The sequence below is a fragment of the Oerskovia paurometabola genome (genome assembly GCF_016907365.1).
GTDB classification, from domain to species: Bacteria; Actinomycetota; Actinomycetes; order Actinomycetales; family Cellulomonadaceae; genus Oerskovia; species Oerskovia paurometabola.
Window position 1 is genome coordinate 1,403,066 of record NZ_JAFBBV010000001.1, and the last position, 20,228, is coordinate 1,423,293.

The 20,228-nt window shown below is 72.0% G+C and carries 17 protein-coding genes; 9 read left to right on the forward strand and 8 right to left on the reverse strand.

The features are described 5' to 3' along the window. Window positions 1–88: 88 nt before the first annotated feature. A complete protein-coding gene (locus tag JOD48_RS06290; RefSeq protein ID WP_204808101.1) occupies window positions 89–1,072 on the reverse strand; it encodes an aldo/keto reductase in 984 nt (327 codons plus the stop codon). Between the two features lie 80 nt (window positions 1,073–1,152). Between JOD48_RS06290 and pdxR the strand changes: the two genes are divergently transcribed. Both pdxR and JOD48_RS06300 read left to right on the forward strand, forming a co-directional pair. After that, a complete protein-coding gene (gene pdxR / locus JOD48_RS06295) occupies window positions 1,153–2,682 on the forward strand; it encodes a MocR-like pyridoxine biosynthesis transcription factor PdxR (RefSeq protein WP_204808103.1) in 1,530 nt (509 codons plus the stop codon). Between the two features lie 76 nt (window positions 2,683–2,758). Then, entirely contained in the window at window positions 2,759–3,466 is a 708-nt protein-coding gene (locus tag JOD48_RS06300) for a hypothetical protein (protein WP_204808105.1), read from the forward strand. A 31-nt stretch (window positions 3,467–3,497) separates the two neighbouring features. Here the strand turns inward: JOD48_RS06300 and purU are convergent, their stop codons facing one another. Beyond that, the gene (gene purU, locus JOD48_RS06305) at window positions 3,498–4,397 is read right to left on the reverse strand and encodes a formyltetrahydrofolate deformylase (RefSeq protein WP_307824005.1); all 900 of its coding nucleotides are present in this window, start codon (window positions 4,395–4,397) and stop codon (window positions 3,498–3,500) included. 207 nt (window positions 4,398–4,604) lie between these two features. Here purU and JOD48_RS06310 point away from each other — a divergent pair, with 207 nt between their 5' ends. The 4 genes from JOD48_RS06310 to JOD48_RS06325 all read left to right on the forward strand — a co-directional run bounded on the left by JOD48_RS06310 (window position 4,605) and on the right by JOD48_RS06325 (window position 8,441). Beyond that, window positions 4,605–5,903 carry an extracellular solute-binding protein gene (locus JOD48_RS06310; RefSeq protein WP_191789415.1) on the forward strand — a complete coding sequence of 433 codons (1,299 nt, stop codon included), beginning with the start codon at window positions 4,605–4,607 and terminating at the stop codon, window positions 5,901–5,903. After that, window positions 5,903–6,874, forward strand: a complete 972-nt coding sequence (locus JOD48_RS06315; protein ID WP_204808108.1) for a carbohydrate ABC transporter permease — start codon at window positions 5,903–5,905, stop codon at window positions 6,872–6,874. The genes JOD48_RS06310 and JOD48_RS06315 overlap by 1 nt, the downstream gene beginning before the upstream one ends. Then, complete coding sequence (locus JOD48_RS06320; RefSeq protein ID WP_307824007.1) at window positions 6,871–7,860, forward strand: carbohydrate ABC transporter permease; 990 nt, start codon at window positions 6,871–6,873, stop codon at window positions 7,858–7,860. The genes JOD48_RS06315 and JOD48_RS06320 overlap by 4 nt, the downstream gene beginning before the upstream one ends. A gap of 68 nt (window positions 7,861–7,928) precedes the next feature. Next, the gene (locus JOD48_RS06325) at window positions 7,929–8,441 is read left to right on the forward strand and encodes a GNAT family N-acetyltransferase (RefSeq protein WP_138825356.1); all 513 of its coding nucleotides are present in this window, start codon (window positions 7,929–7,931) and stop codon (window positions 8,439–8,441) included. Window positions 8,442–8,498: 57 nt separating this feature from the next. Here the strand turns inward: JOD48_RS06325 and JOD48_RS06330 are convergent, their stop codons facing one another. From JOD48_RS06330 to JOD48_RS06355, 6 genes are all read right to left on the reverse strand, one after another. Continuing rightward, window positions 8,499–9,410 carry a glycoside hydrolase family 16 protein gene (locus JOD48_RS06330; RefSeq protein ID WP_204808110.1) on the reverse strand — a complete coding sequence of 304 codons (912 nt, stop codon included), beginning with the start codon at window positions 9,408–9,410 and terminating at the stop codon, window positions 8,499–8,501. Window position 9,411: 1 nt separating this feature from the next. Further along, window positions 9,412–10,626, reverse strand: coding sequence for a glycoside hydrolase family 26 protein (locus tag JOD48_RS06335; RefSeq protein ID WP_204808112.1), 1,215 nt, complete (start codon window positions 10,624–10,626; stop codon window positions 9,412–9,414). Next, window positions 10,626–10,994, reverse strand: coding sequence for an STAS domain-containing protein (locus JOD48_RS06340; protein WP_191789412.1), 369 nt, complete (start codon window positions 10,992–10,994; stop codon window positions 10,626–10,628). Before JOD48_RS06340 ends, JOD48_RS06335 begins: the two co-directional genes overlap by 1 nt. Further along, the gene (locus JOD48_RS06345) at window positions 10,958–13,084 is read right to left on the reverse strand and encodes a glycosyltransferase family 2 protein (RefSeq protein ID WP_204808114.1); all 2,127 of its coding nucleotides are present in this window, start codon (window positions 13,082–13,084) and stop codon (window positions 10,958–10,960) included. Before JOD48_RS06345 ends, JOD48_RS06340 begins: the two co-directional genes overlap by 37 nt. Window positions 13,085–13,587: 503 nt before the next feature. Further along, window positions 13,588–14,355 (reverse strand): ATP-binding cassette domain-containing protein, encoded by a 768-nt coding sequence (locus JOD48_RS06350; RefSeq protein WP_138825348.1) that lies wholly within the window; start codon window positions 14,353–14,355, stop codon window positions 13,588–13,590. A gap of 85 nt (window positions 14,356–14,440) precedes the next feature. Beyond that, a complete protein-coding gene (locus JOD48_RS06355; protein ID WP_191789410.1) occupies window positions 14,441–15,694 on the reverse strand; it encodes an ROK family transcriptional regulator in 1,254 nt (417 codons plus the stop codon). A 273-nt stretch (window positions 15,695–15,967) separates the two neighbouring features. Here JOD48_RS06355 and chvE point away from each other — a divergent pair, with 273 nt between their 5' ends. From chvE to mmsB, 3 genes are all read left to right on the forward strand, one after another. After that, the gene (chvE, locus tag JOD48_RS06360) at window positions 15,968–17,095 is read left to right on the forward strand and encodes a multiple monosaccharide ABC transporter substrate-binding protein (RefSeq protein ID WP_225226712.1); all 1,128 of its coding nucleotides are present in this window, start codon (window positions 15,968–15,970) and stop codon (window positions 17,093–17,095) included. Between the two features lie 143 nt (window positions 17,096–17,238). Next, window positions 17,239–18,789: a multiple monosaccharide ABC transporter ATP-binding protein gene (mmsA, locus tag JOD48_RS06365; protein ID WP_204808116.1), complete on the forward strand. Its 1,551-nt coding sequence runs from the start codon at window positions 17,239–17,241 to the stop codon at window positions 18,787–18,789. After that, window positions 18,786–19,958: a multiple monosaccharide ABC transporter permease gene (mmsB, locus tag JOD48_RS06370; RefSeq protein WP_191789407.1), complete on the forward strand. Its 1,173-nt coding sequence runs from the start codon at window positions 18,786–18,788 to the stop codon at window positions 19,956–19,958. The genes mmsA and mmsB overlap by 4 nt, the downstream gene beginning before the upstream one ends. Window positions 19,959–20,228: the final 270 nt, after the last annotated feature.

A 20,228-nucleotide genomic window follows, 5' to 3' on the forward strand; every position in this document is an offset into this window, starting at 1 on the left:
CGCCTCCGGGTGAACGAGCGAGAGCGGAGCTCGTGCGCGACGTGCCGGACACGTCGCGCACGGGCTCCGCTCTCGGTGCGTGCGGGGACTAGACCGCGTCGAGCCGGGCCCGCACCTCCGGGTCGAGGTCCAGGTCCGCCGCCCCGAGCAGCTCGTCGAGCTGCGCGACGCTGCTCGGACCGATCACCGGGATGACCGGTACCGGGCCGCCGAGCAGCCACGCGAGCGCGACCTGGTTGGGCGTCGCGCCGATCTGCCGCGCGACGTCGTGCAGCACGCGGCGACGCTCGAGCGAGGTCGGGTGCCCGTAGCCCTCCCACAGCTCCTTGTCGTCGCGCACCATGGCGCCCTGCAGCAGCGGGGAGTAGGCCGTGACCGCGAGCGGGGGCCGCTCCTCGCTCCCCGTCGAGCGCGCGTAGTCGAGCAGCTCGGGCGAGGCCCAGTTGTGCCGGTCGGGGTCCGGGGTCGGGTAGAGGTAGCTGAGCTGCTCCTGGACCACCCCGTACGGCGCGACGCCCTGTCGCAGCGCCTCCTCGCGCGCCTCGACGACGCGCCACAGCGCGACGTTCGAGATGCCCGAGATCCCGACGGCGCCCTCGGCCTGGAGCTTGCCGAACGCCCCGACGGTCTCCGCGAGCGGGGTGTCGAGGTCGTCGACGTGCCCGTAGAGCACGTCGAGGTGGTCGACCCCGAGGTGCCGCAGACTCTCGTGCGCCTCCCAGGCGATCGTCTCCGCGGCCAGGCCCTGGTAGTTGGTCGGGGGAGTGCTGGACAGGGGCAGCGTGCGGTCCTTCTGGGCCGCGCCGAGCTTGGTCGCGATGCGGACCTGGTCGCGCGCGCCGCGGCTCACGAGCCAGCGGTTGAGCAGGTCCTCGCTGTCGCGCCCGTGCCCTCCGGCCCAGAGGCTGTAGTTGTTGGCCGTGTCGAGGAAGGTCCCGCCGGCCTCGAGGTAGCGGTCGAGGATCGCGAACGAGGTCTCCTCGTCCGTGCTGGTGCCCATGAGCATGGTGCCGAGGCAGAGTGTGCTGACGTCGAACGACGTCCGGCCGTCGCCGAGGGTGCGGTAGCGCATGGTGGTCTCCTGCGAAGAGTGCTGCTGGTTGACGGTCTCCACGCTAGGAGTCGAGCGGCCTGGGTGTACGGTCCATTGGCATGGCATCTGACCAGACCAATGTGCGGCGCGAACACGAGGCGAGGGTGCCGCCCCGCTCGCCTCGTGCGTCCGGTCCGCCCAGCCCCGGCCCGACGACGGCGCTCGCCTGGGAGACCGTCCTCGACCTGGGCACGGGGCCCGGCCCGCTCCACCGGCGGCTCGAGGACGCGGTGCGCGAGGCCGTCCACCTCGGACGCGTCCCGCCCGGGGCCGCCCTGCCCCCGAGCCGCGTGCTCGCCGACACCCTGGGCGTCTCGCGCTGGGTCGTGACCGAGGCCTACGGTCAGCTCGTCGCCGAAGGGGCACTCGAGTCCCGGACAGGGTCGGGGACCAGGGTCCCGCTCACGGCCCGGACCCACGCCTGGGCGACCGGCCCCGGGGCCCGGGCGACGCCGTCGGGCACGGGAGGGCTGCCCACCACCCGGGCCCGACTCGACCTGGGGCCGGGCGTGCCCGACCTGCGGCACGTGCCGCGCGCCCCCTGGGTCCGCGCGCTGCGCGAGGCCCTCGCCGAGGCGCCCGACGCGGACCTCGCGGCCCCCGACCCCACCGGCCATCCCGCGACGCGGGCGGCGCTCGCGGACTACCTCGCCCGCGCCCGGCACGTGCGCGCAGGCGGGGGCGACGTCGTCGTGACGCACGGCGCCGACGACGCCATGCGGCGCGTCGCGGCGGCGCTCCACGGGGCCGGGCACCGGGCCCTGCTCGTCGAGGACCCGAGCTGGTCGCGCCTGCGCGAGACCGCGGCCGCCGCGGGGCTCACGCCCGTGCCGGTCCCGGTCGACGGCGACGGGATCGACGTCGACGCGCTCCTCGCCGCGGCGGGCCGGACCGGTGCGCGCGCCGTGCTCGTGACGCCCGCCCACCAGTTCCCCACGGGAGCGGCCCTCTCGCCCGCGCGGCGTGAGGTGCTCGTCCGGTGGGCGCGCGACGTCGACGGGCTGGTCGTCGAGGACGACTACGACGCCGAGTTCCGCTACGACCGTCGGCCCGTGGCCGCGATGCAAGGGCTCGCGCCCGACCGCGTGGTGCTGCTGGGCTCGCTGAGCAAGACGCTGTCGCCCGCGTTCGGGCTCGGGTGGGCGGTGCTGCCGCCGGGGTGGCGGGACCCGGTGGTCGACCGGGGCGGGGCCGGTCCGTCGACGATCGACCAGCTCGCGCTCGCGCGGTTCGTGACGTCCGGCGCGTACGAACGGCACCTGCGCGCTGCGCGGGGACGGTTCCGACGGCGCCGGCAGGTGCTCGTCGAGGCGCTCGGGAAGGCGCTGCCCGGGACGCTCGTCACGGGGATCGCCGCGGGCATGCACGCCGTGGTCGAGCTGCCGGACGGCGTCGTGGCCACGGACGTGGTGCGCGAGGCGGCGCTGCGCGAGGTCAACGTCGCGGCGGTCGAGCGGTACCGGGCGACGGCCGCCGGGCGCGACGCCGGGAGGGACCGGCTCGTCGTCGGGTACGGCAACCTCGCGGACGCGCGCGTCGAGGAGGCCGTGGCGCGGCTCGCGGCGGCGGTGCGGGCCGCGGGGAGGTAGGGGCGCGCGGTGCTGGCGCTGGCGCTGGCGTGGGCGGGTCGCAGGGAGGCAGGCGGTCGGTCCGTATGCTCGGGCCATGGTTCGCGCGGGGGAGAACACGTCAGAGGTCAGCAGGTCGGGGACGTCGGCGTTCGCCGGCGACGACGCCGAGGCGCGAGGACCGGCTGAGCGGCGTCGCACGGTCCTCGCCCTGGTCGTCAGCGTGGTCCTCGTCGGGGTCCTGATCGGTGTCGCGGCCGTCGTCATCGGCCTGGTCGTCCCGGATGCGCCCGACCGCACGGCCGACGTCGAGGCCACCGCGCGCCGGGACGCGTTCCTCGACACCTTGGTACCTATGCCGGGAGTGGTGGACCTCGTCGAGCCTGCCAGCATGGTGCAGACCGGCTACGACGCCCGCTCCGAGATGATCGACGTCACGGTCTCCGGCACACCCGCCGAGCTCGAGGAGGTGTTTGCCGCACTGTGCGAGCACGGGGGCCGAGAAGGGGACCACGGCGCCGACTACCTCTTCGCCGTCACGACCGACGCGGCGCCCATGACCCTGCAGTGCGAAGACCCTGCCCTGGCGGGCCGCCTGGCCGCGCTCGTCGACCTTGCCCGCGACGTACCGCCGTCGACGGTCGAGGGCGTCAGGATCGCCGTCTCAGGCGCTGACGTGTCGGTCTGGGCGCGACCCGCCCCGGAGGCGCTGCCCGAGGCCTGGCGATGGGTGTCCCCGTGGACCACGGGCGTCCTCGACCTAGGGCTCACCCCGGTCGAGGTCCGGTTGGCGCCGGAGCCGTGACTGCGTCGAGCGTGCAGCAGTGGCGCGCAGGTCAGCGGAAGACGATCGTCCGGTGCCCGTCGAGCAGCACGCGGTGCTCGGCGTGCCAGCGAACGGCCCGCGCGAGCGTGCGGCGCTCGACGTCCTCGCCCAGCGCGACCAGGTCCTCGACGGCGCGCGAGTGGTCGACGCGCTCGACGTCCTGCTCGATGATCGGTCCCTCGTCGAGGTCGCCCGTCACGTAGTGCGACGTCGCGCCGATGAGCTTGACGCCGCGGTCGTGCGCCTGCGCGTAGGGGCGGGCGCCCTTGAAGCTCGGCAGGAACGAGTGGTGGATGTTGATGACCTGGCCCGACAGGTCGCGGCACAGGTCGTCGGACAGGATCTGCATGTAGCGCGCGAGGACGACGAGCTCGACGTCGAGCTCGGCCACGAGCTCGCGCAGGCGGTCCTCGGCGGCGGCCTTGGTGTCGCGCGTGACGGGCACGTGGTGGAACGGCTTGCCGTAGAACGCGGCGATGTCCTCGAGGTCGCGGTGGTTGCCCACGACGCCCACGACCTCGATCGGCATGCCCTGCGAGCGCTCGCGGTAGAGCAGGTCGACGAGGCAGTGCGCGGCCTTGGAGACCATGACGAGGGTGCGCACGCGGCGCCCGACCACGTCGAGGTTCCACGTCATGTCGAACGCCTCGATCACGGGCGCGAGCGCGGTCTCGAGCTCGTCGCGCGACGCGGTCGACTCGACCTGGACGCGCATGAAGAACAGCCCGGACAGCGGGTCGCCGAACTGCTGCGACTCGGTGATGTTGCCACCGTGCTCGGCGAGCGTCCCCGTGACGGCGTGCACGATCCCCGGACCGTCCGGGCAGGACAGCGTGAGGACCCAGTGGGTCGGCGTGGACGCGTCGGGCGCGCCGGAGGCAGGAACGTTCGACAGAGAGGTGCTGGACACGGTCCCAGGGTAGCCGCGCCGTCGCGCGTCCACCGGCTCCGTCCGGGCCGCGTCCGGCCGACCGCCTGATAGGCAACAAAGTTGTCTTCCATTGTGCAGTGCGCAACGGAGGGTGCCACGACGTGGACCGCACCGCGAACGGCTGCATAACCTCCCGGAACCGGCGCCACCGACGACGCCGGCCCCCGAGTCGATGACGGAGTCGATATGAAGAAGTCCCGCCTGGCGGCGTTCGGCGTCGCCGCCGTGCTGGCCCTGACGGCCTGCGCCCCCACCCAGTCCACGATCACCGAGGCCGAGAACGACGAGAGCACGGGCACGCTGCGCGTGTGGCTCTTCGCCGAGGTCAACCAGGACCCCAAGGCCGCGGTGGTCGACGAGGCCGTCGCGGAGTTCGAGGCCGAGCACGACGGCGTCGAGGTCGACGTCCAGTACATCCCCGTCGACACCCGCGCCGAGCGTTTCAACGCCGCGTTCAACGACCCTGCTTCGGCCCCCGACGTCGCCGAGTTCGGCAACACCGACATCGCGGCCTACGTCGCCGCGGGCGGTCTCGCGGACGTGACCAAGGAGGTCGCGGCCTGGGACGAGTCGGGCGACCTGACCCCCTCGATCGCCGCCACGACCGAGATCGACGGTGCGACCTACGGGGTCCCGTGGTTCATCGGCGTCCGCGCGCTCTACTACCGCACGGACGTCTTCTCCGAGCTGGGCCTGTCCGTCCCCGCGACGCTCGCCGAGATCGAGACCGCGGCGCGCGCGATCCGGGCCGCCAAGCCCGAGATGGTCGGTATCGCGGCGGGCGGCGCGTACCAGTACGCGGCCATGCCGTTCCTGTGGGCGGGCGGAGGAGCGCTCGCGACCCAGGGCTCCGACGGCGCGTACACCTCGGCGCTCACCACGCCCGAGTCCCGCGCGGGCGTCACGGCGTACACGAACCTCCTCGCCGACGACATCTGCCCCTCGGCCCTGTGCGCCGAGTGGACCGGCAGCGCGAGCGTCCAGCAGTTCGTCGCGGGCACGGCGGGAATGGTCGTGGGCGGCGACTTCAACCGCAAGGCCGTCGACGAGTCGGCCGTGGGCGCCACGTACGCGATCGTCCCGCTCCCGGGCGAGAAGGCCGGCGAGATCGCCCCGGCGTTCGCGGGCGGCAACAACCTCGGCGTCTTCAAGAGCACCGAGCGCAAGTCCCTCGCGGTCGACTTCATGACGCTCCTGGGCGGGAAGAAGTACCAGGAGAAGATGTTCGACGCGATGGGCAACCTGCCCACGTTCACCGACGTCCAGGAGAAGGTCGCGGCGGCGACGCCCGCGATCGAGCCCTTCACCGAGACCCTCGCGGCGGGCACCGAGTTCGTCCCCTCGACCCCGGCGTGGACCCAGATCGACGCCCAGGGCGACATCAAGACCATGCTCCAGACCGTCGCGACGAAGCAGGCCACGGTCGAGCAGGCCACGCAGACCGCGGCCGCCGCGATGGACAAGGCGTTCTCCGAGGCCCCCTGATGACCTCGCTCACCACCGCACCGGGGGCGGGCAGCACGTCCGCCCGCCCCCCGCGTCCCGCGCGTCGCTCCCGGACCGGGACCTCCCGGCTCGAACCGTGGGCCTACCTGCTGCCGGCCGCCGCGATCCTCGTCGGCCTGCTCGGGTACCCGCTCTACCAGCTCGTCGTCACGTCGTTCTACGACTACCGCCAGGCCAACGTCACGGGCGGGGCGCCGCTCGAGTTCCTGGGTCTCGGCAACTACGCCCAGCTCTTCGGGGACGCGAAGTTCTGGACGGTCCTGCTCAACACGACGGTCTTCGCGGCCGGCTGCGTCGTCGCGACCCTCGCGCTCGGTTCGGCGCTCGCGGTCCTCGCGACCCGGGTCAGCCGGTGGGTGCGCTCGGTCCTGTTCCTCGCGGCGCTCGGCGCGTGGGCCACGCCCGCGATGACGGGCTCCGCGGTCTGGCTCTTCCTGTTCGACCCGACGCTCGGGCTCGTCAACAAGACGTTGGTCGACGTCGGCCTGTCGGGCTTCGCGGGGCACTCGTGGACGGCCGAGAAGTGGCCGGCGTTCGCGCTCGTGGGCGCCGAGGTCGTGTGGTGCTCGTTCCCGTTCGTGCTGGTCACGGTGTATGCGGGCATCCTCGCGATCCCGAGCGAGCTGCTCGAGGCCGCTCGCCTCGACGGTGCGTCGATGCCGCGCATCGCGCGCTCGATCATGGTCCCGATGCTGCGCCCGATCATCATCATCGTGACGATCCAGTCGATCATCTGGGACTTCAAGGTGTTCACGCAGATCTACGTCATGACGAACGGCGGCGGGATCGGCGGGCAGAACCTCGTCCTCAACGTGTACTCCTACCAGCAGGCGTTCGCGTCCAACCTGTACGGGCTCGGGTCGGCGATCGGCGTCGTCATGACGCTCCTGCTGCTCGGGGTCACGCTCGTCTACCTGCGCCTGCTGCGCCGATCAGGGGAGGTCCTGTGAGCACCAGCGTCACCGCCGGCATGCCCGACGCCGGAGCGCCCGTCGGGCGCGGCACCTCACCGTCCGCCGTGCGGGGCACGGGCTCCCCGGACGCCGGGGCGACCACCGCGCGGGGCGGGGCGGGCGCCGCGGGTGCGCGGCGCCGTCGGGCGTGGAAGAACCCCGGCTCGAACGCCGTGGCGCTCCTGGTCGCGCTCGTCGTCGCGTTCCCGCTCTACTGGATGGTCCTGTCGGCCCTGCGACCCAAGGCCGCGATCGACGCGGGCGACGCGTCGCTGTTCACGACGGACCTCACGCTCGACTCGTTCGTGCGGGTCCTGACGGTCAACGACTTCGGGCGGTTCTTCCTCAACTCGCTCGTCGTGGCCCTGGCCGTGGTGGTCCTCTCGACGATCTGCGCGTTCCTCGCGTCGGTCGCGCTCACGCGCTACCGGTTCCGCAGCCGTACGACGCTGCTCGTGATCGTGCTGATCGCGCAGATGGTGCCCATCGAGGCCCTGACGATCCCGCTGTTCTTCCTGTTCCGGAACATGGGGGCGTCCGTCCCCGCGCTCGGCCTCAACCAGCTCGGCTCGCTCGTGCTGGTGCACCTCGCGTTCTCGATCCCGTTCGCGATCTGGATGCTGCGCGGCTTCGTCGCGGCCGTCCCGGTCGAGCTCGAGGAGGCCGCGCGGATCGACGGGGCCAAGAGCTTCCGGTTCGTGCGCTCGATCCTGTTCCCGCTCGTGTTCCCGGGCGTGGTCGCGGTCAGCGTGTTCTCGTTCATCTCGACGTGGAACGACTTCCTGTTCGCCAAGACGTTCATCATCTCGGCACAGGAGAACCAGACGCTGCCCCTCGCGATCCTCACGTTCTTCAAGGACGACCAGAACGACTGGGGCGCGATCATGGCGGGCTCGGTCATCATGACGGTGCCCGTGCTGGTCTTCTTCGTGCTCGTGCAGCGTCACCTGGTGTCCGGGCTGGCGGGGGCGGTGAAGGGCTAGGTGAGACGGTCACCATTCCACCCGCGGACGCGCACCGCGGGGTCGCCCGTTTCTGACACGATGGGACCATGACCGACACGCCGATGACCATGGACCTCGTCACGGACGAGCACGCGGGGGAGCTCCTCACGCTCCGCCGGGCAGCGTTCGTCACCGAGGCGCAGCTCTACGGGGACCCGAACATCCCGCCGCTCACGCAGACGCTCGCCGAGCTCAAGGCGGACCTGGCGACCCAGGGCGTCATCACGCTCGGGGCGTGGCAGGGGCCGCGCCTGGTCGGGTCGGTGCGCGTGGAGATCGAGGGCGGCAAGGCCACGCTCGGGCGGCTCGCGGTGGCCCCGGACCTCCAGGGCCGCGGCATCGGCACGCAGATGCTGTTCGCGGTCCTGCCGCACCTTCCTGAGGAGACCACGGAGATCTGGGTCTTCACGGGCAAGGACTCCAAGCAGAACCTGGAGCTGTACACGCGCCACGGCTACGAGGAGCAGTACGACAAGGCCGCGGGCGACCTCACGTACACGTACCTGCGCCGCATCCTGGGTGAGGCCGAGGCGCGCAACGCGAGCGACGCCCAGGGCTGAGCCCGTCCGCCCGCGAGCGAGGCGCGTCCCCCGTGCGGGGGCGCGCCTCGCCCGCGTCTACGGCTCGTCCCACGCGTAGGCCCGGACGTGGTCGACGAGCATCCGCGCAGGTAGCGGGGTGCTCTCGTCGGGCGGGCCGGGCCAGTCGCCGCCGACCGCGAGGTTGAGCAGCAGGAAGAACGGGTCGTCGAAGACCCACGGGTCACCACCGGTGTCGGCGGGGGTCCTGCGCGAGTACTCGACGCCGTCGACGTACCAGGTGATCGCACCCGGGGCCCAGTCGACCGTGAAGGTGTGGAAGTCGTCGGCGAACCGCTCACCGTCCGGGAGCGTGGTCGACGCGTGGATCGCGTCCGCGCCCGAGTACCCGGGGCCGTGCAGGCTGCCCCACACCGTGCCCGGCTCCGCGCCGACGTTCTCCATGACGTCGAGCTCGCCGCTCGCGGGCCACGGCTCGGTGGTGAAGATGTCCTGGCCCAGCATCCAGAACGCCGGCCAGGTGCCCTGCCCGCCCGGGATCTTGATGCGCGCCTCGAAGCGCCCGTACTGCTGGGCGAAGCGGTCCGCGGTGATGAGCCGCGCGGACGTGTACTCGCAGCGACCGTAGTGGCACCACAGGTCGCCGGGGTTCTCCCGACGGGCCGTGATGACGAGGTGGCCCTCGCCGTCGGTCGAGGCGTTGCCCGGGCTGTCGGTGTAGTACTGCAGCTCGCCGTTGCCCCACCCGCTGCCGCCCGTCTCGAGACGCCAGCGCGAGGGGTCGGGCGGGGCGCCGGCCGCGCCGTCGAACTCGTCGGCCCAGGTCAGGGGCCCGGGCGGGGCCCCCATCCGGGGAGCCCCGGGCCCGGACGCAGGCGGCCCGACGGCGGCGGCCGCCAGGGTGGCGAGGCCCACCACGACGATCACGGCGGCGACGAGGACGCCCGGGCGAGGTGCGCGACGCGGTGCCTTGCGCGGGGTCGGTCGCATGTCACTCCTCGCAGGTCGAGACGTCCTCGGCGTAGCGCAGCCACGCCGGGAGGTCGGCGACGAACGCGTCGCGGACGTCGGCGGCGCCCGCTGCCCGCCAGTCGACGTCGTCGTCGATCTCGATCTCGTACTTGTCCCACTCGAACCAGTTGACCATCTTGAGCTGCGGGAACCGCTCGTGCGTCTCGGGCGAGAACACCTGCCGCCACCAGGCCCGCTTGATGTCGAGCTCGGCGGCCCCGCCGCGCGAGGGCGTGTAGATCGCGGCGGTCTCCGGCACCGCCACGGGATGGCCGTGCTCGACGCCGTAGACCGTGTAGAAGTCCGGCACCGCGGCGTCGTCCCCCGCGGTGCCCACGTACGTGCCCGTGAGCATCGCGAGGAACTTGCCGTCCTCGGGGACCTCGTTGTTGCCCCACGGGCGCTGGTTGCCCCAGTGGTAGAGCGAGACCCCGACCCAGTCCACGGCGTCGTCCCCCGGGAAGTACGGCAGGTAGCTGTCGTCGGTCATGGTGAGCGTGCCGTCGCCGTCGGTGTCCAGAGCCGCGTAGTCGGCCGACCCCGGCAGCGCCGCGAACTGGCCGCCCGTGAACGGGTACCCGCCGCCGTAGTTGGGCGCCCACATCATGGCCGTGCCCGGCGCCTCGGCATGGACCGCGGCCGCGAACCGACGGAACGTCTCGACGTACGCCGCCGGCTGCTGGCCCCACGCGTACCAGGAGCCGTTCATCTCGTGCGCGAACCGCAGCACGACCGCGACCCCCTGCTCGTTGACGTCCCGCAGGTCGTCGGCGAGCGTCGCGACCACCTCGTCCGACATGGCCGCGAGCCCCGCGTGCGGTTCGAGCGTCAGGAGCAGCACGCCCCCGTTGGCCTTCATCTGGGTGACCGCGCTGACCGTGTGCTCCCACGTCTCGCGGTCGTAGGGGACGTCGGAGAACTGGACCGCGACCGCCGGGGCGTGGTCGAGGTAGGTCCGGTGCTCCTCGAGGGTCTCCGACGCCCAGTCGAGGTTGACGCCGAGCAGCGTGCCGTCGTCGGGCACGATGCTCGCCGCCTCCGCGGTGCACGCCGCGGCCACGGGAGCCTCCGGGGTCGCGGGCGGACCGGCCACGGCGAACCCCGCGCCCACCGCGCCGACCCCCAGCATCATGACCACGAGCGGCGTCACGAGGCCGGGCCGGCGGCGACGGCCGCCCGGGAGGTAGAACGCCATCAGGAGGCCCGGGACGCGAGGAGACCCCGCGCCTCGTCGTGGCCGCCGTAGATGCGCGTGACCGTGTCGAGCCGCAGCGCCGTGAACGCGTGCTGCAGCGCGGCCGAGGCGCCGAAGATCCGCAGGTCCCCGCCGCGCGACCGGACCACGCGCAGCAGGTCGAGCAGGCCCGCCACGCCCGAGGGCGACACGCCGTCGACCCCCGAGACGTCGAGCAGGACGAGCACCGGACCGTCGGCCACGGCCGACGACACGGGCTCACGCAGGGACAGGACGGCGGCGGCGTCGAGCCGCCCTCCGGTGGGGAGGTCGATGCTCGTGACGGGATGGGTCAGGGTGAGGTCGGGTGCGCTGACGAAGGCGGCCATGGCGAGCTCCTGGGGACGTGGCGGACGGTGAGGTCTAGCGGGACTTCCGTCGGGTCGAACGTGGTCGGGAGTGCGTCGTCGCCGTCGAGCACGTCGCCCACGGCCTGGGCCGCGAGCAGTGCGACGGACGGGGGGACGGGGTCCCCGACGGTGTCGCCGGGCCCCGTGTACCGCGCAGCGCGCAGCGCGGCGGACAGGAGGGCCAGGTCGACAGCGACCCAGCCCAGGGTCAGGAACGTGGCGGGCGCCGAGGCCTCGCCCGCAAGCATCCGGGTCACCCCGACCGCCGAGGCCACGAGCAGGACCACGGTCACGACGACCTGCGGCAGGACGTGCCGGTAGCCCGTGCCCGTGGCCTGCTTGGTCTTGGACGTGACCGAGAACGCGACGTGCCGGCCGAGGAACACCGCGGAGGCTCCCGAGAGCGTCGCAGCGATCCACGTGGGGAACAGTGCGAACGACATCTGCTGACCCCGCCACAGCCCGCGGCTGCCCTTGCCGGACACCTGGAAGAGGAGCTGGCAGGCCACGAAGAACGGCAGGAAGTGCAGGAAGAACAGCGCCGGGTCCGCATGCAGGGGGAAGACGCCGAGCGTCAGGAAGAGCACGGGCGCGGCGAGGTAGACCAGAGCGGCGAACCCGCTCAGGTAGCTCGTCATGGTGCCCAGGTACATGAGCCGCTGGGCCAGCGAGAGCCCGCGGACCAGGAGCGGGTTGTCCCGGAAGAAGACCTGCATCGACCCCGTGGCCCAGCGCAGGCGCTGCGACAGCGCCGTGCCGACGTCCTCGGGCGCGAGCCCGTGCACGAGCACCTCGTGGTGGTAGACGCTCGTCCACCCCATCGCGTGCAGGTGCATCGCCGTGGCCATGTCCTCGGTGATCGTGGTCGTGTCGAGCGGGTTGATCGTCAGGGCCTGGTCCGTGCGGGCCACGTCGACGCGCTCGAGCACCCCGTCGAGCTCGGCGAGCAGCTCGCCCGCCACGTCCTCGGGCAGGGACGGGGTCTCCTGGATCTCCGGCGGCTCCACGGTCCCGGTCGCCGCGGTCGCCACAGGCGCCACAGGCGCGACAGGTGCGACAGGCGCCACAGGCGCGACAGGTGCGACAGGCGCCACAGGCGCCTGGACCAGGGCCGCGGTGAAGGCCGATCGCAGCTCCGAGGTGATCTCGGCGAGCACGTCGCCGCGCCGGAACTGCCCCTCGGCCCGGCGCACCGCGGCCAGGGCCTGCTCGGCGACGGGCATCGCCGAGGGCTCGCGCACCGCGAGCTGGCTCAGGAGGTCCTGGAGCCGCGACCGCCCTGCCCGGAGCGCGGCGCGCATCGCACCGCGCGCGTCCCGCGAGAACCGGGTCAGCCCCAGCGCCATGAGCGCCTCACGCCGCAGCACCGCGTTCGACCCGCAGAAGAAGGCCGCGCCCCAGCCGTCCTTGCCCTGCTGGATGGGACCGTAGAACAGCTCGGCCTGCGTACCCAGCGGGTCGCTCGGCGGCACGTTCCAGAAGTGCTGCGGCGTCTGGACGAACGCGACCTCCTCGTCCTCGAAGTAGCCCAGGACCCGGTCCAGGAAGCGCGGCTCCGGGACCTGGTCGGCGTCGAGGATCGCGACGAGGTCGCCGCTCGTGCGGAACAGCGCGTTGTTGACGTTGCCCGCCTTCGCGAAGCGGGGCCGCCCCTCCCACTCGGGACCGCGCGTGATGTACCCGACGCCCACGCGGGACGCCGCGACCTCGAGCTCGGGCCGGTTGCCGTCGTCGAGGACCCACGTCGCGTGCGGGTACGTCATGTCGCGCGCCGCGATCGCGGTCCGCAGGACCAGGTCCACGGGCTCGTTGTACGTCGTGACGAACACGTCGACGCTCAGGCCCTCGGGGGCCGGGGGAGCCGGGGGCCGGCGCCTCGCGTTCCACATGGTCAGCGAGTACAGGACGGTCTCGCCCAGGCTGTACGTCTCCGCCACGACCAGGGGGACCGCGATCCACCAGGCGTCCCACGCCACGGTCCCCGTCCAGCGCCACCCGATGTACACGAGCCCGAAGGCCACCGCGACCACGGCCAGGAGCCGCACCGCGGCCAGTCTGCTGCTACCCATGCGTTCTCCTCCGTCGGACGACGAGAGACGGCAAGCGGGACCGGGACGTCGAGCGACGAGAAGGTCGGCGCGCGGCGGCTCGAGAGCGGCGGCGGCGATGACGTCGGGACGGGCAGCGACACCCCTGCGTGCCGGTCACGACGACGGGCGGTCCGGTCGAGCGGACCCCCGGTGGTGTCGTGCCTCGAATGTAGAGCGGGTGAAGTTCGCAGGGGAAGCGGTGCGCGGGGCGGTCTGCGCCGTTCGTCCGGTCTGCGCCCGGATCTCCACAGGCCGGCAACCCGGCGGTAACGCCAGGGCGCGCCGGTCCCCGTCCCGTTCACCGCGACGACACGTCGGGGCGCTCGCGGACGGGCGCCCTCCCGCGCAGGTGCGGCCCGCAGTTGCGGCCCGTGGGCGCGGCCCGTGGGCGCGGCCCGTGGGTGCGGCCCGTGGGTGCGGCCCGCCGGGTCCGTCGACGTGGCAGGGCCTTCCCGCCGCGCGGAGGCAGGTCGGATCCTGCGTCAGGCCAGGCGGGCTGCCCGACGCGGAGCGGCGACAGCGCCCGTGATCGCCGCGATGATCTCCTCGTAGCTCGTGCCGGGCCCGGAGAACGAGCCGTTGTTGCGCCCGTGGCGCAGGACCTCGATCCGGTCCGCGACGGCGCGCACGTCGGTCATGTTGTGGCTGATGAGGATGACCGCGTGCCCCAGGTCGCGCAGGCGCTCGATGTGCGTCAGGACCTCCGCCGTCTGTGACACGGACAACGAGGCGGTGGGCTCGTCGAGCACGACGATGCGCGGGTCGCCGAGCAGCGTGCGTGCGATCGCGACGCTCTGGCGCTGGCCGCCCGACAGGTCGGAGACGAGCGTGCGGACCGAGGGGATGCGCGACGTGAGGTCGCGCAGGATCCGGCGCGCGTTGTCCTCCATCGCGGCCTCGTCGAGCCGCGGTCCGTGGCGCAGCTCGCGCCCGAGGTAGAGGTTGGACACGACGTCGAGGTTGTCGCACAGCGCGAGGTCCTGGAAGACCGTCGCGATCCCGAGCGCGTGCGCGGCCGCCGGGTTGGGGATGGTGACGGGGACGCCGTCGGACTCGATGATGCCCGCGTCCGGGACGAGGACGCCCGCGATGACCTTGGCGAGCGTCGACTTGCCCGCGGCGTTGTCGCCGACGAGCGCGACGACCTCGCCGCGGTGCACCTCGAGGTCGATGCCCTCGAGCGCACGGACCGCGCCGAAGGACTTGTCGATGCCGTGCAACGACAGGGCGGGGAGGGCGGAGCTGCTCACGTTCTGTCACCTGTTCGTGCTCGGGCGCCCTGGGGCGCCGTCGTGCCCGCCACGTCGTCGTGGCGAGACGGTCGTGCGGTCGCGGTCATGGTCGGTCTCCCGGAGACGGGGGGCCGGAGTCTCCTGCGGCGACGAGGCCCACGGGGCCGGGCGCCCCCGGGGCGAGGCGGACGTCGCTCGTGACGTCGGTCGACTGGAGGGCGAGCGCGAGCGCGCCCATGACCTCGGCGCGCGCGCCGAGCTCGCCCAGCACGACCTCGACCGGGGCGATCGTGTTGGGCACGAGGTGGCGCCGGACCGCGTCGCGCAGGGGGCCGGCGAGGATCTCGCCGGTCTCCGCGAGCTCACCCCCGACGACGATGACCTGAGGGTTCATGGCGCTCGCGAGCGTCGCGACCGCGATGCCGATGCGGTCGCCCGCGTCGGCAACGACGCGTCGGCAGCCAGGGTCTCCGTCGACCGCGCGGGAGATGACGTCGCGCAGGGTCATGTCCCCGTGGCTCGTGCGCAGCAGGTCGAGCAGCGCGCCCGACCCCACGACGGTCTCGAGGCAGCCACGGTTGCCGCAGCGGCAGATGGGTCCGGCAGGGTCGACCTGGACGTGGCCGATCTCGCCGGCAGTCCCCGCGTACCCCCGGTGGACGTGCCCGCCGACGACGACGCCCGCCCCGGTCCCGTACGAGACCCGGACGAACACCGAGTCGCGATACGCGCGGGCGGCCCCGAGCTCGGCCTCGGCGAGCGCGGCGAGGTTCGCGTCGTTGTCGACGACGACGGGGCGCGCGAGGCGCTTGGACATGACCTGTCCGACGTGCAGGTCGTCCCAGCCGCGCATGATGCCGCGCACCGAGATCATCCCGGTCGAGATGTCGACCGGGGCGGGCAGGGCCATGCCGACCGTCAGGAGCTCGTCGGTCGAGGCGCCGATGCGTTCGAGGAGGTCCATGACGAGCAGGGCCGCGCGGTCCAGCCCCGTGTCGACGCGGTGGTCCACGGGCAGGGGCATCTGCTGCTCGGCGACGATCGTGCGGCCGAAGTCGCCGAGCGCGACCTTGAGGTGGCGGTGGCCGAACTGGATGCCCGCGACGAGACCGAGCTGGCGCGCGAGCGTGACCTTGAGCGCGCGGCGTCCGGAGCGCGAGGTGGGTCGGGTGTCGACGACCCCTGCCTGGGTCAGCTCCTTGACGATGGTCGAGACCGTCGCCGTGGACAGCCCCGTGGCCTCGGCGAGCTCGACCTGGGTGAGGCCGCCGTAGCGCTTCACCGCATCCACGATGCGTGTTCGGTTCGCTTCTCGGAGTGAGGTCTGCGAGCCGGGTGTGGACCGGTCGTTGTTCACAGGCAGCAGCGTACACGCTGGTGAGGGCCGGAGAACCGAGGCGACACGGGCCTTTTCCGGGGGTGCAGCGGTGGTACCGCTTCCACTCTGAGTTTGAGTCTCGAACACAATTAGGTCACGAACTGGTTACTGCGCTTGACGCTCTAACTCAAGCCTGGCTAGTTTCGCTCCAGTGCCGACCGAGGCAACGCGGACCCCCCTCCGCGGCTCGGAGGCGACGCGGGCCTCACAGCCGAGGCCCGCCCCCTGGTTCGACGACGAAAGGGAATGACGATGACGTCAATGCGCAAGGCGGTCGCGGCCGCTGCTGGGATGACGCTCCTGTTCGGTGCCCTCACGGCATGCAGCTCCGAGCGTGCGGGCAGCGAGTCGGGCGGCGGCGAGACCGGCGGTGGCGACACGCCCCTGATCGGCATCGCGATGCCGACCCGCAGCCTCGAGCGCTGGAACAACGACGGCGCACACCTCGAGGAGCTCCTCGGCGACGCCGGCTACGAGACCACGCTCCAGTACGCGGACAACAAGGTCGACCAGCAGATCACCCAGCTCCAGAACATGATCAACCAGGGCGCCGACGTGCTGGTCATCGCCTCGATCGACGGCACGGCCCTCGGCCCGGTCCTCGACGCGGCCGCCAAGGAGGAGATCCCGGTCATCGCGTACGACCGCCTCATCAACGACTCGGAGCACGTCGACTACTACGCGACGTTCGACAACGAGAAGGTCGGCACGCTCCAGGGCGAGTTCATCGCCGAGCAGCTCGGCCTCGAGGGCGGCGCCGGACCGTTCAACCTCGAGCCCTTCGCCGGGTCGCCCGACGACAACAACGCCCGCTTCTTCTTCAAGGGTGCCTGGGACGTCCTGACCCCCTACGTCGAGTCGGGCCAGCTCGTCGTGCCCTCGGGCAAGGCACCCGCCACGGTCGACGACTGGACCACGATCGGCATCCAGGGCTGGGAGTCCGCCAAGGCCCAGTCCGAGATGGAGAACCGCCTCAACTCGTTCTACACGGACAAGAAGGTGAACGTCGTCCTCTCGCCCAACGACTCGCTCGCGCTCGGCATCGAGCAGGCGCTCGAGGGCAGCGGCTACTCCGCCGGAGAGGGCTGGCCGCTCGTCACGGGCCAGGACGCCGACGAGGCCAACGTGAAGAACATGCTCGCCGGCAAGCAGGCCATGACGGTCTGGAAGGACACCCGCACGCTCGGCGACCAGGTCGCCAAGATGGTCCAGCAGATCGTCGACGGCGAGGAGGTCGAGGTCAACGACACCGAGACCTACGACAACGGCGTGAAGGTCGTGCCCTCGTTCCTCCTCGACCCGCAGGTCGTGACCGCCGACACCGTCCAGACGACGCTCGTCGACTCCGGCTTCTACACGGCCGACAAGCTCGGCCTCTGACCGGTCGCACCGTGCCCGGCCCCGGGGCAGCAGTCCCGGGGCCGGGCACGGTCCGCGCAGCACGACGGGCGAGACGGTCGTCCGACCCGCGGCACCGCCGCGGCGACGGGCCACCACGGAACGGACGAGTGAGGAGCTGACCCATGGCCAGCGAGAGCAACATCCTCGAGATGCGGGGGATCACCAAGGAGTTCCCCGGCGTCAAGGCCCTGCAGGACGTCACGCTGGACGTGCGCCGGGGCGAGGTCCACGCGATCTGCGGGGAGAACGGGGCCGGGAAGTCGACCCTGATGAAGGTGCTGTCGGGCGTCTACCCGCACGGCACCTACGACGGCACGATCGTCATGGACGGCGAGACGTGCGAGTTCAGGACCATCCGCGACAGCGAGGCGCGCGGGATCGTCATCATCCACCAGGAGCTGGCGCTCGTCCCGCACCTGTCGATCGCGGAGAACATCTTCCTCGGCAACGAGAAGGCCTCCGCGGGGATCGTCGACTGGCACCGCACCACGAGCGAGGCCGCGGCCCTGCTCGAGCGCGTCGGCCTGTCCGAGAACCCCGCGACCAAGTCGATGGACATCGGCGTCGGCAAGCAGCAGCTCGTCGAGATCGCCAAGGCGCTGTCCAAGCGCGTGGACCTGCTCATCCTCGACGAGCCCACCGCGGCGCTCAACGACGAGGACAGCGCCCACCTGCTCAAGCTCATCGACGAGTTCCGCAGCCACGGGATCACCTGCATCATCATCAGCCACAAGCTCAACGAGATCGCCGCGATCGCCGACCGCGTGACGATCATCCGCGACGGCGCGACGATCGAGACCCTCGACCTGCACGGCACCGAGCCCGTGACCGAGGACCGCATCATCCGCAGCATGGTCGGGCGCTCGCTCGACAGCCGTTTCCCGGACCACGAGCCGACCATCGGCGAGGAGGTGCTGCGCATCGAGGACTGGACCGTGCACCACCCGATCGACACCGAGCGCGTCGTGGTCGACCACGCGAACCTGTCCGTGCGCGCCGGAGAGATCGTCGGCATGGCCGGGCTCATGGGCGCAGGTCGCACCGAGCTCGCGATGAGCGTGTTCGGACACTCCTACGGGGCGAAGATCTCCGGGACCGTCTACAAGAACGGTGCGCCCATCAGGACGCGCAGCGTCTCCGAGGCCATCGGGCACGGACTCGCGTACGCGACCGAGGACCGCAAGCGGTACGGCCTCAACCTCATCCAGACCATCCGGGAGAACATCTCGGCCTCCGCGCTCGGCAAGGTGTCCCGCTGGGGCGTCGTCGACTCGCAGGCCGAGACCCAGGTCGCCGAGCGCTACCGCACGGACTTCCGGATCAAGGCGCCCACGGTCGAGGCGATCGCCGGCAAGCTCTCGGGCGGGAACCAGCAGAAGGTCGTCCTGTCGAAGTGGGTGTACTCCGACCCGGACGTCCTCATCCTCGACGAGCCCACGCGCGGCATCGACGTGGGCGCTAAGTACGAGATCTACGCGATCATCAACGCCCTCGCCGACGCGGGCAAGGCCGTCGTCGTCATCTCGTCCGAGCTCCCCGAGCTCATCGGCCTGTGCGACCGCGTCTACGCGATGAGCCAGGGCCGGATCACCGGAGAGGTGGCGCGAGCCGACGCCACCCAAGAAGCACTGATGCACTACATGACCATGGACAAGGGAGTCGACGTCCGATGAACGCCGTCAGGGAATACCTCGGCCGCAACGTCCGCCAGTACGGCATCGTCGCGGCACTGCTCGTGATCGTCCTGCTCTTCCAGGTCCTCACCGACGGGCGCCTGCTCTACCCGAACAACGTCGCGAGCCTCATCCAGCAGAACGCCTACGTGATGATCCTCGCGATCGGCATGGTCATGGTGATCGTCGCCGGGCACATCGACCTGTCGGTCGGTTCGGTCGTCGCGTTCGTCGGCGGGCTGTGCGCCATCATGATGAGCCAGTGGGAGCTGCCGTGGCTGCTCGCCGTGGTCCTGTCCCTCGGGGTCGGGGCGCTCGTCGGGATGTGGCAGGGCTTCTGGGTCGCCTACGTCGGGATACCGGCGTTCATCGTGACTCTCGCGGGCATGCTCATCTTCCGCGGCCTCGCGATCGTCCTGGTCGGCACCACGGTCGCGGGCCTGCCCAGCGGGTTCATCGCGATCAGCAACGGCTCGGTGCCCAACTGGTTCGGGTTCGTCGGCAACCTCGACGTGGTGACCCTCGTGATCGGCGGGATCGGCATCGTCGCGTTCGCCGTGGCGCAGTGGCGCTCGCGGATGTCGCTGCGTCGCCACGAGCTCGCGGTCGAGCCGCTGCCCGCGTTCGTCGTCAAGATCGTCCTGGCCGCGGTGCTCATCGGGGTCGTGACGTACTGGCTGTCGCTCAGCTCGGGGGGGACGCCGATCGTGCTGCTCATCGTGGGCATCCTCATCATCGCGTACTCGTTCGTCCTGAACCGCAGCGTGTTCGGCCGCCACGTCTACGCGATCGGCGGCAACCGCCACGCGGCCGTGCTGTCGGGCGTCAACTCGCGCCGCGTCGACTTCGGCATCTTCGTCAACATGGGCGTGCTGGCCGCGGTCGCGGCCGTCATCACGACCTCGCGCGCCGGTGCCGGCGTGGCCGCGGCGGGCATGAACTACGAGCTCGACGCCATCGCCGCGTGCTTCATCGGCGGCACCGCGGTCGCGGGCGGCGTGGGGCGCGTGTCCGGGGCCATGATCGGTGCGCTCATCATGGGCGTGCTCAACATGGGTCTGTCGATCATGGCCGTCGACGCTGCCTGGCAGCAGGCGATCAAGGGCCTCGTCCTGCTCCTCGCGGTCGCGTTCGACCTGCTGAGCAAGAGGCGCGCCGCGCTCTCCTGAGCCGGTGACCAGGAGGTGACGGGGGGAGGGCGCACACCCTCTCCCGAGGTCACGGACCAGCGGGGTGCGCGCGGTGGGGACCGCGCGCACCCCGCTGCGTCGTCCCCGGGCCCGACGGCGCCGCTCGCCTTCCCCCCGCCAACGGTGACGTGCCCGCCCGCCGAGGGCGACGTGCCCGTTCGCCGAGGGTGACGTGCCCGCCCGACGTGCGCTCCGCCGTCGGGCAGGAGGAACCGGCAGGGCGTGACGGTCGCCACTGCCGCGGCGTGC

What these genes read in the sequence shown, in the direction of transcription:
- JOD48_RS06310 (WP_191789415.1), top strand. Translation starts at nt 4,605, where the DNA reads ATGAAGAAGTCCCGCCTGGCGGCGTTCGGCGTCGCCGCCGTGCTGGCC.
- JOD48_RS06325 (WP_138825356.1), top strand. Translation starts at nt 7,929, where the DNA reads ATGACCGACACGCCGATGACCATGGACCTCGTCACGGACGAGCACGCG.
- JOD48_RS06340 (WP_191789412.1), bottom strand. Translation starts at nt 10,994, where the DNA reads ATGGCCGCCTTCGTCAGCGCACCCGACCTCACCCTGACCCATCCCGTC.
- JOD48_RS06290 (WP_204808101.1), bottom strand. Translation starts at nt 1,072, where the DNA reads ATGCGCTACCGCACCCTCGGCGACGGCCGGACGTCGTTCGACGTCAGC.
- JOD48_RS06315 (WP_204808108.1), top strand. Translation starts at nt 5,903, where the DNA reads ATGACCTCGCTCACCACCGCACCGGGGGCGGGCAGCACGTCCGCCCGC.
- JOD48_RS06335 (WP_204808112.1), bottom strand. Translation starts at nt 10,626, where the DNA reads ATGGCGTTCTACCTCCCGGGCGGCCGTCGCCGCCGGCCCGGCCTCGTG.
- JOD48_RS06300 (WP_204808105.1), top strand. Translation starts at nt 2,759, where the DNA reads ATGGTTCGCGCGGGGGAGAACACGTCAGAGGTCAGCAGGTCGGGGACG.
- mmsA (WP_204808116.1), top strand. Translation starts at nt 17,239, where the DNA reads ATGGCCAGCGAGAGCAACATCCTCGAGATGCGGGGGATCACCAAGGAG.
- chvE (WP_225226712.1), top strand. Translation starts at nt 15,968, where the DNA reads ATGACGTCAATGCGCAAGGCGGTCGCGGCCGCTGCTGGGATGACGCTC.
- mmsB (WP_191789407.1), top strand. Translation starts at nt 18,786, where the DNA reads ATGAACGCCGTCAGGGAATACCTCGGCCGCAACGTCCGCCAGTACGGC.
- pdxR (WP_204808103.1), top strand. Translation starts at nt 1,153, where the DNA reads ATGGCATCTGACCAGACCAATGTGCGGCGCGAACACGAGGCGAGGGTG.
- JOD48_RS06345 (WP_204808114.1), bottom strand. Translation starts at nt 13,084, where the DNA reads ATGGGTAGCAGCAGACTGGCCGCGGTGCGGCTCCTGGCCGTGGTCGCG.
- JOD48_RS06330 (WP_204808110.1), bottom strand. Translation starts at nt 9,410, where the DNA reads ATGCGACCGACCCCGCGCAAGGCACCGCGTCGCGCACCTCGCCCGGGC.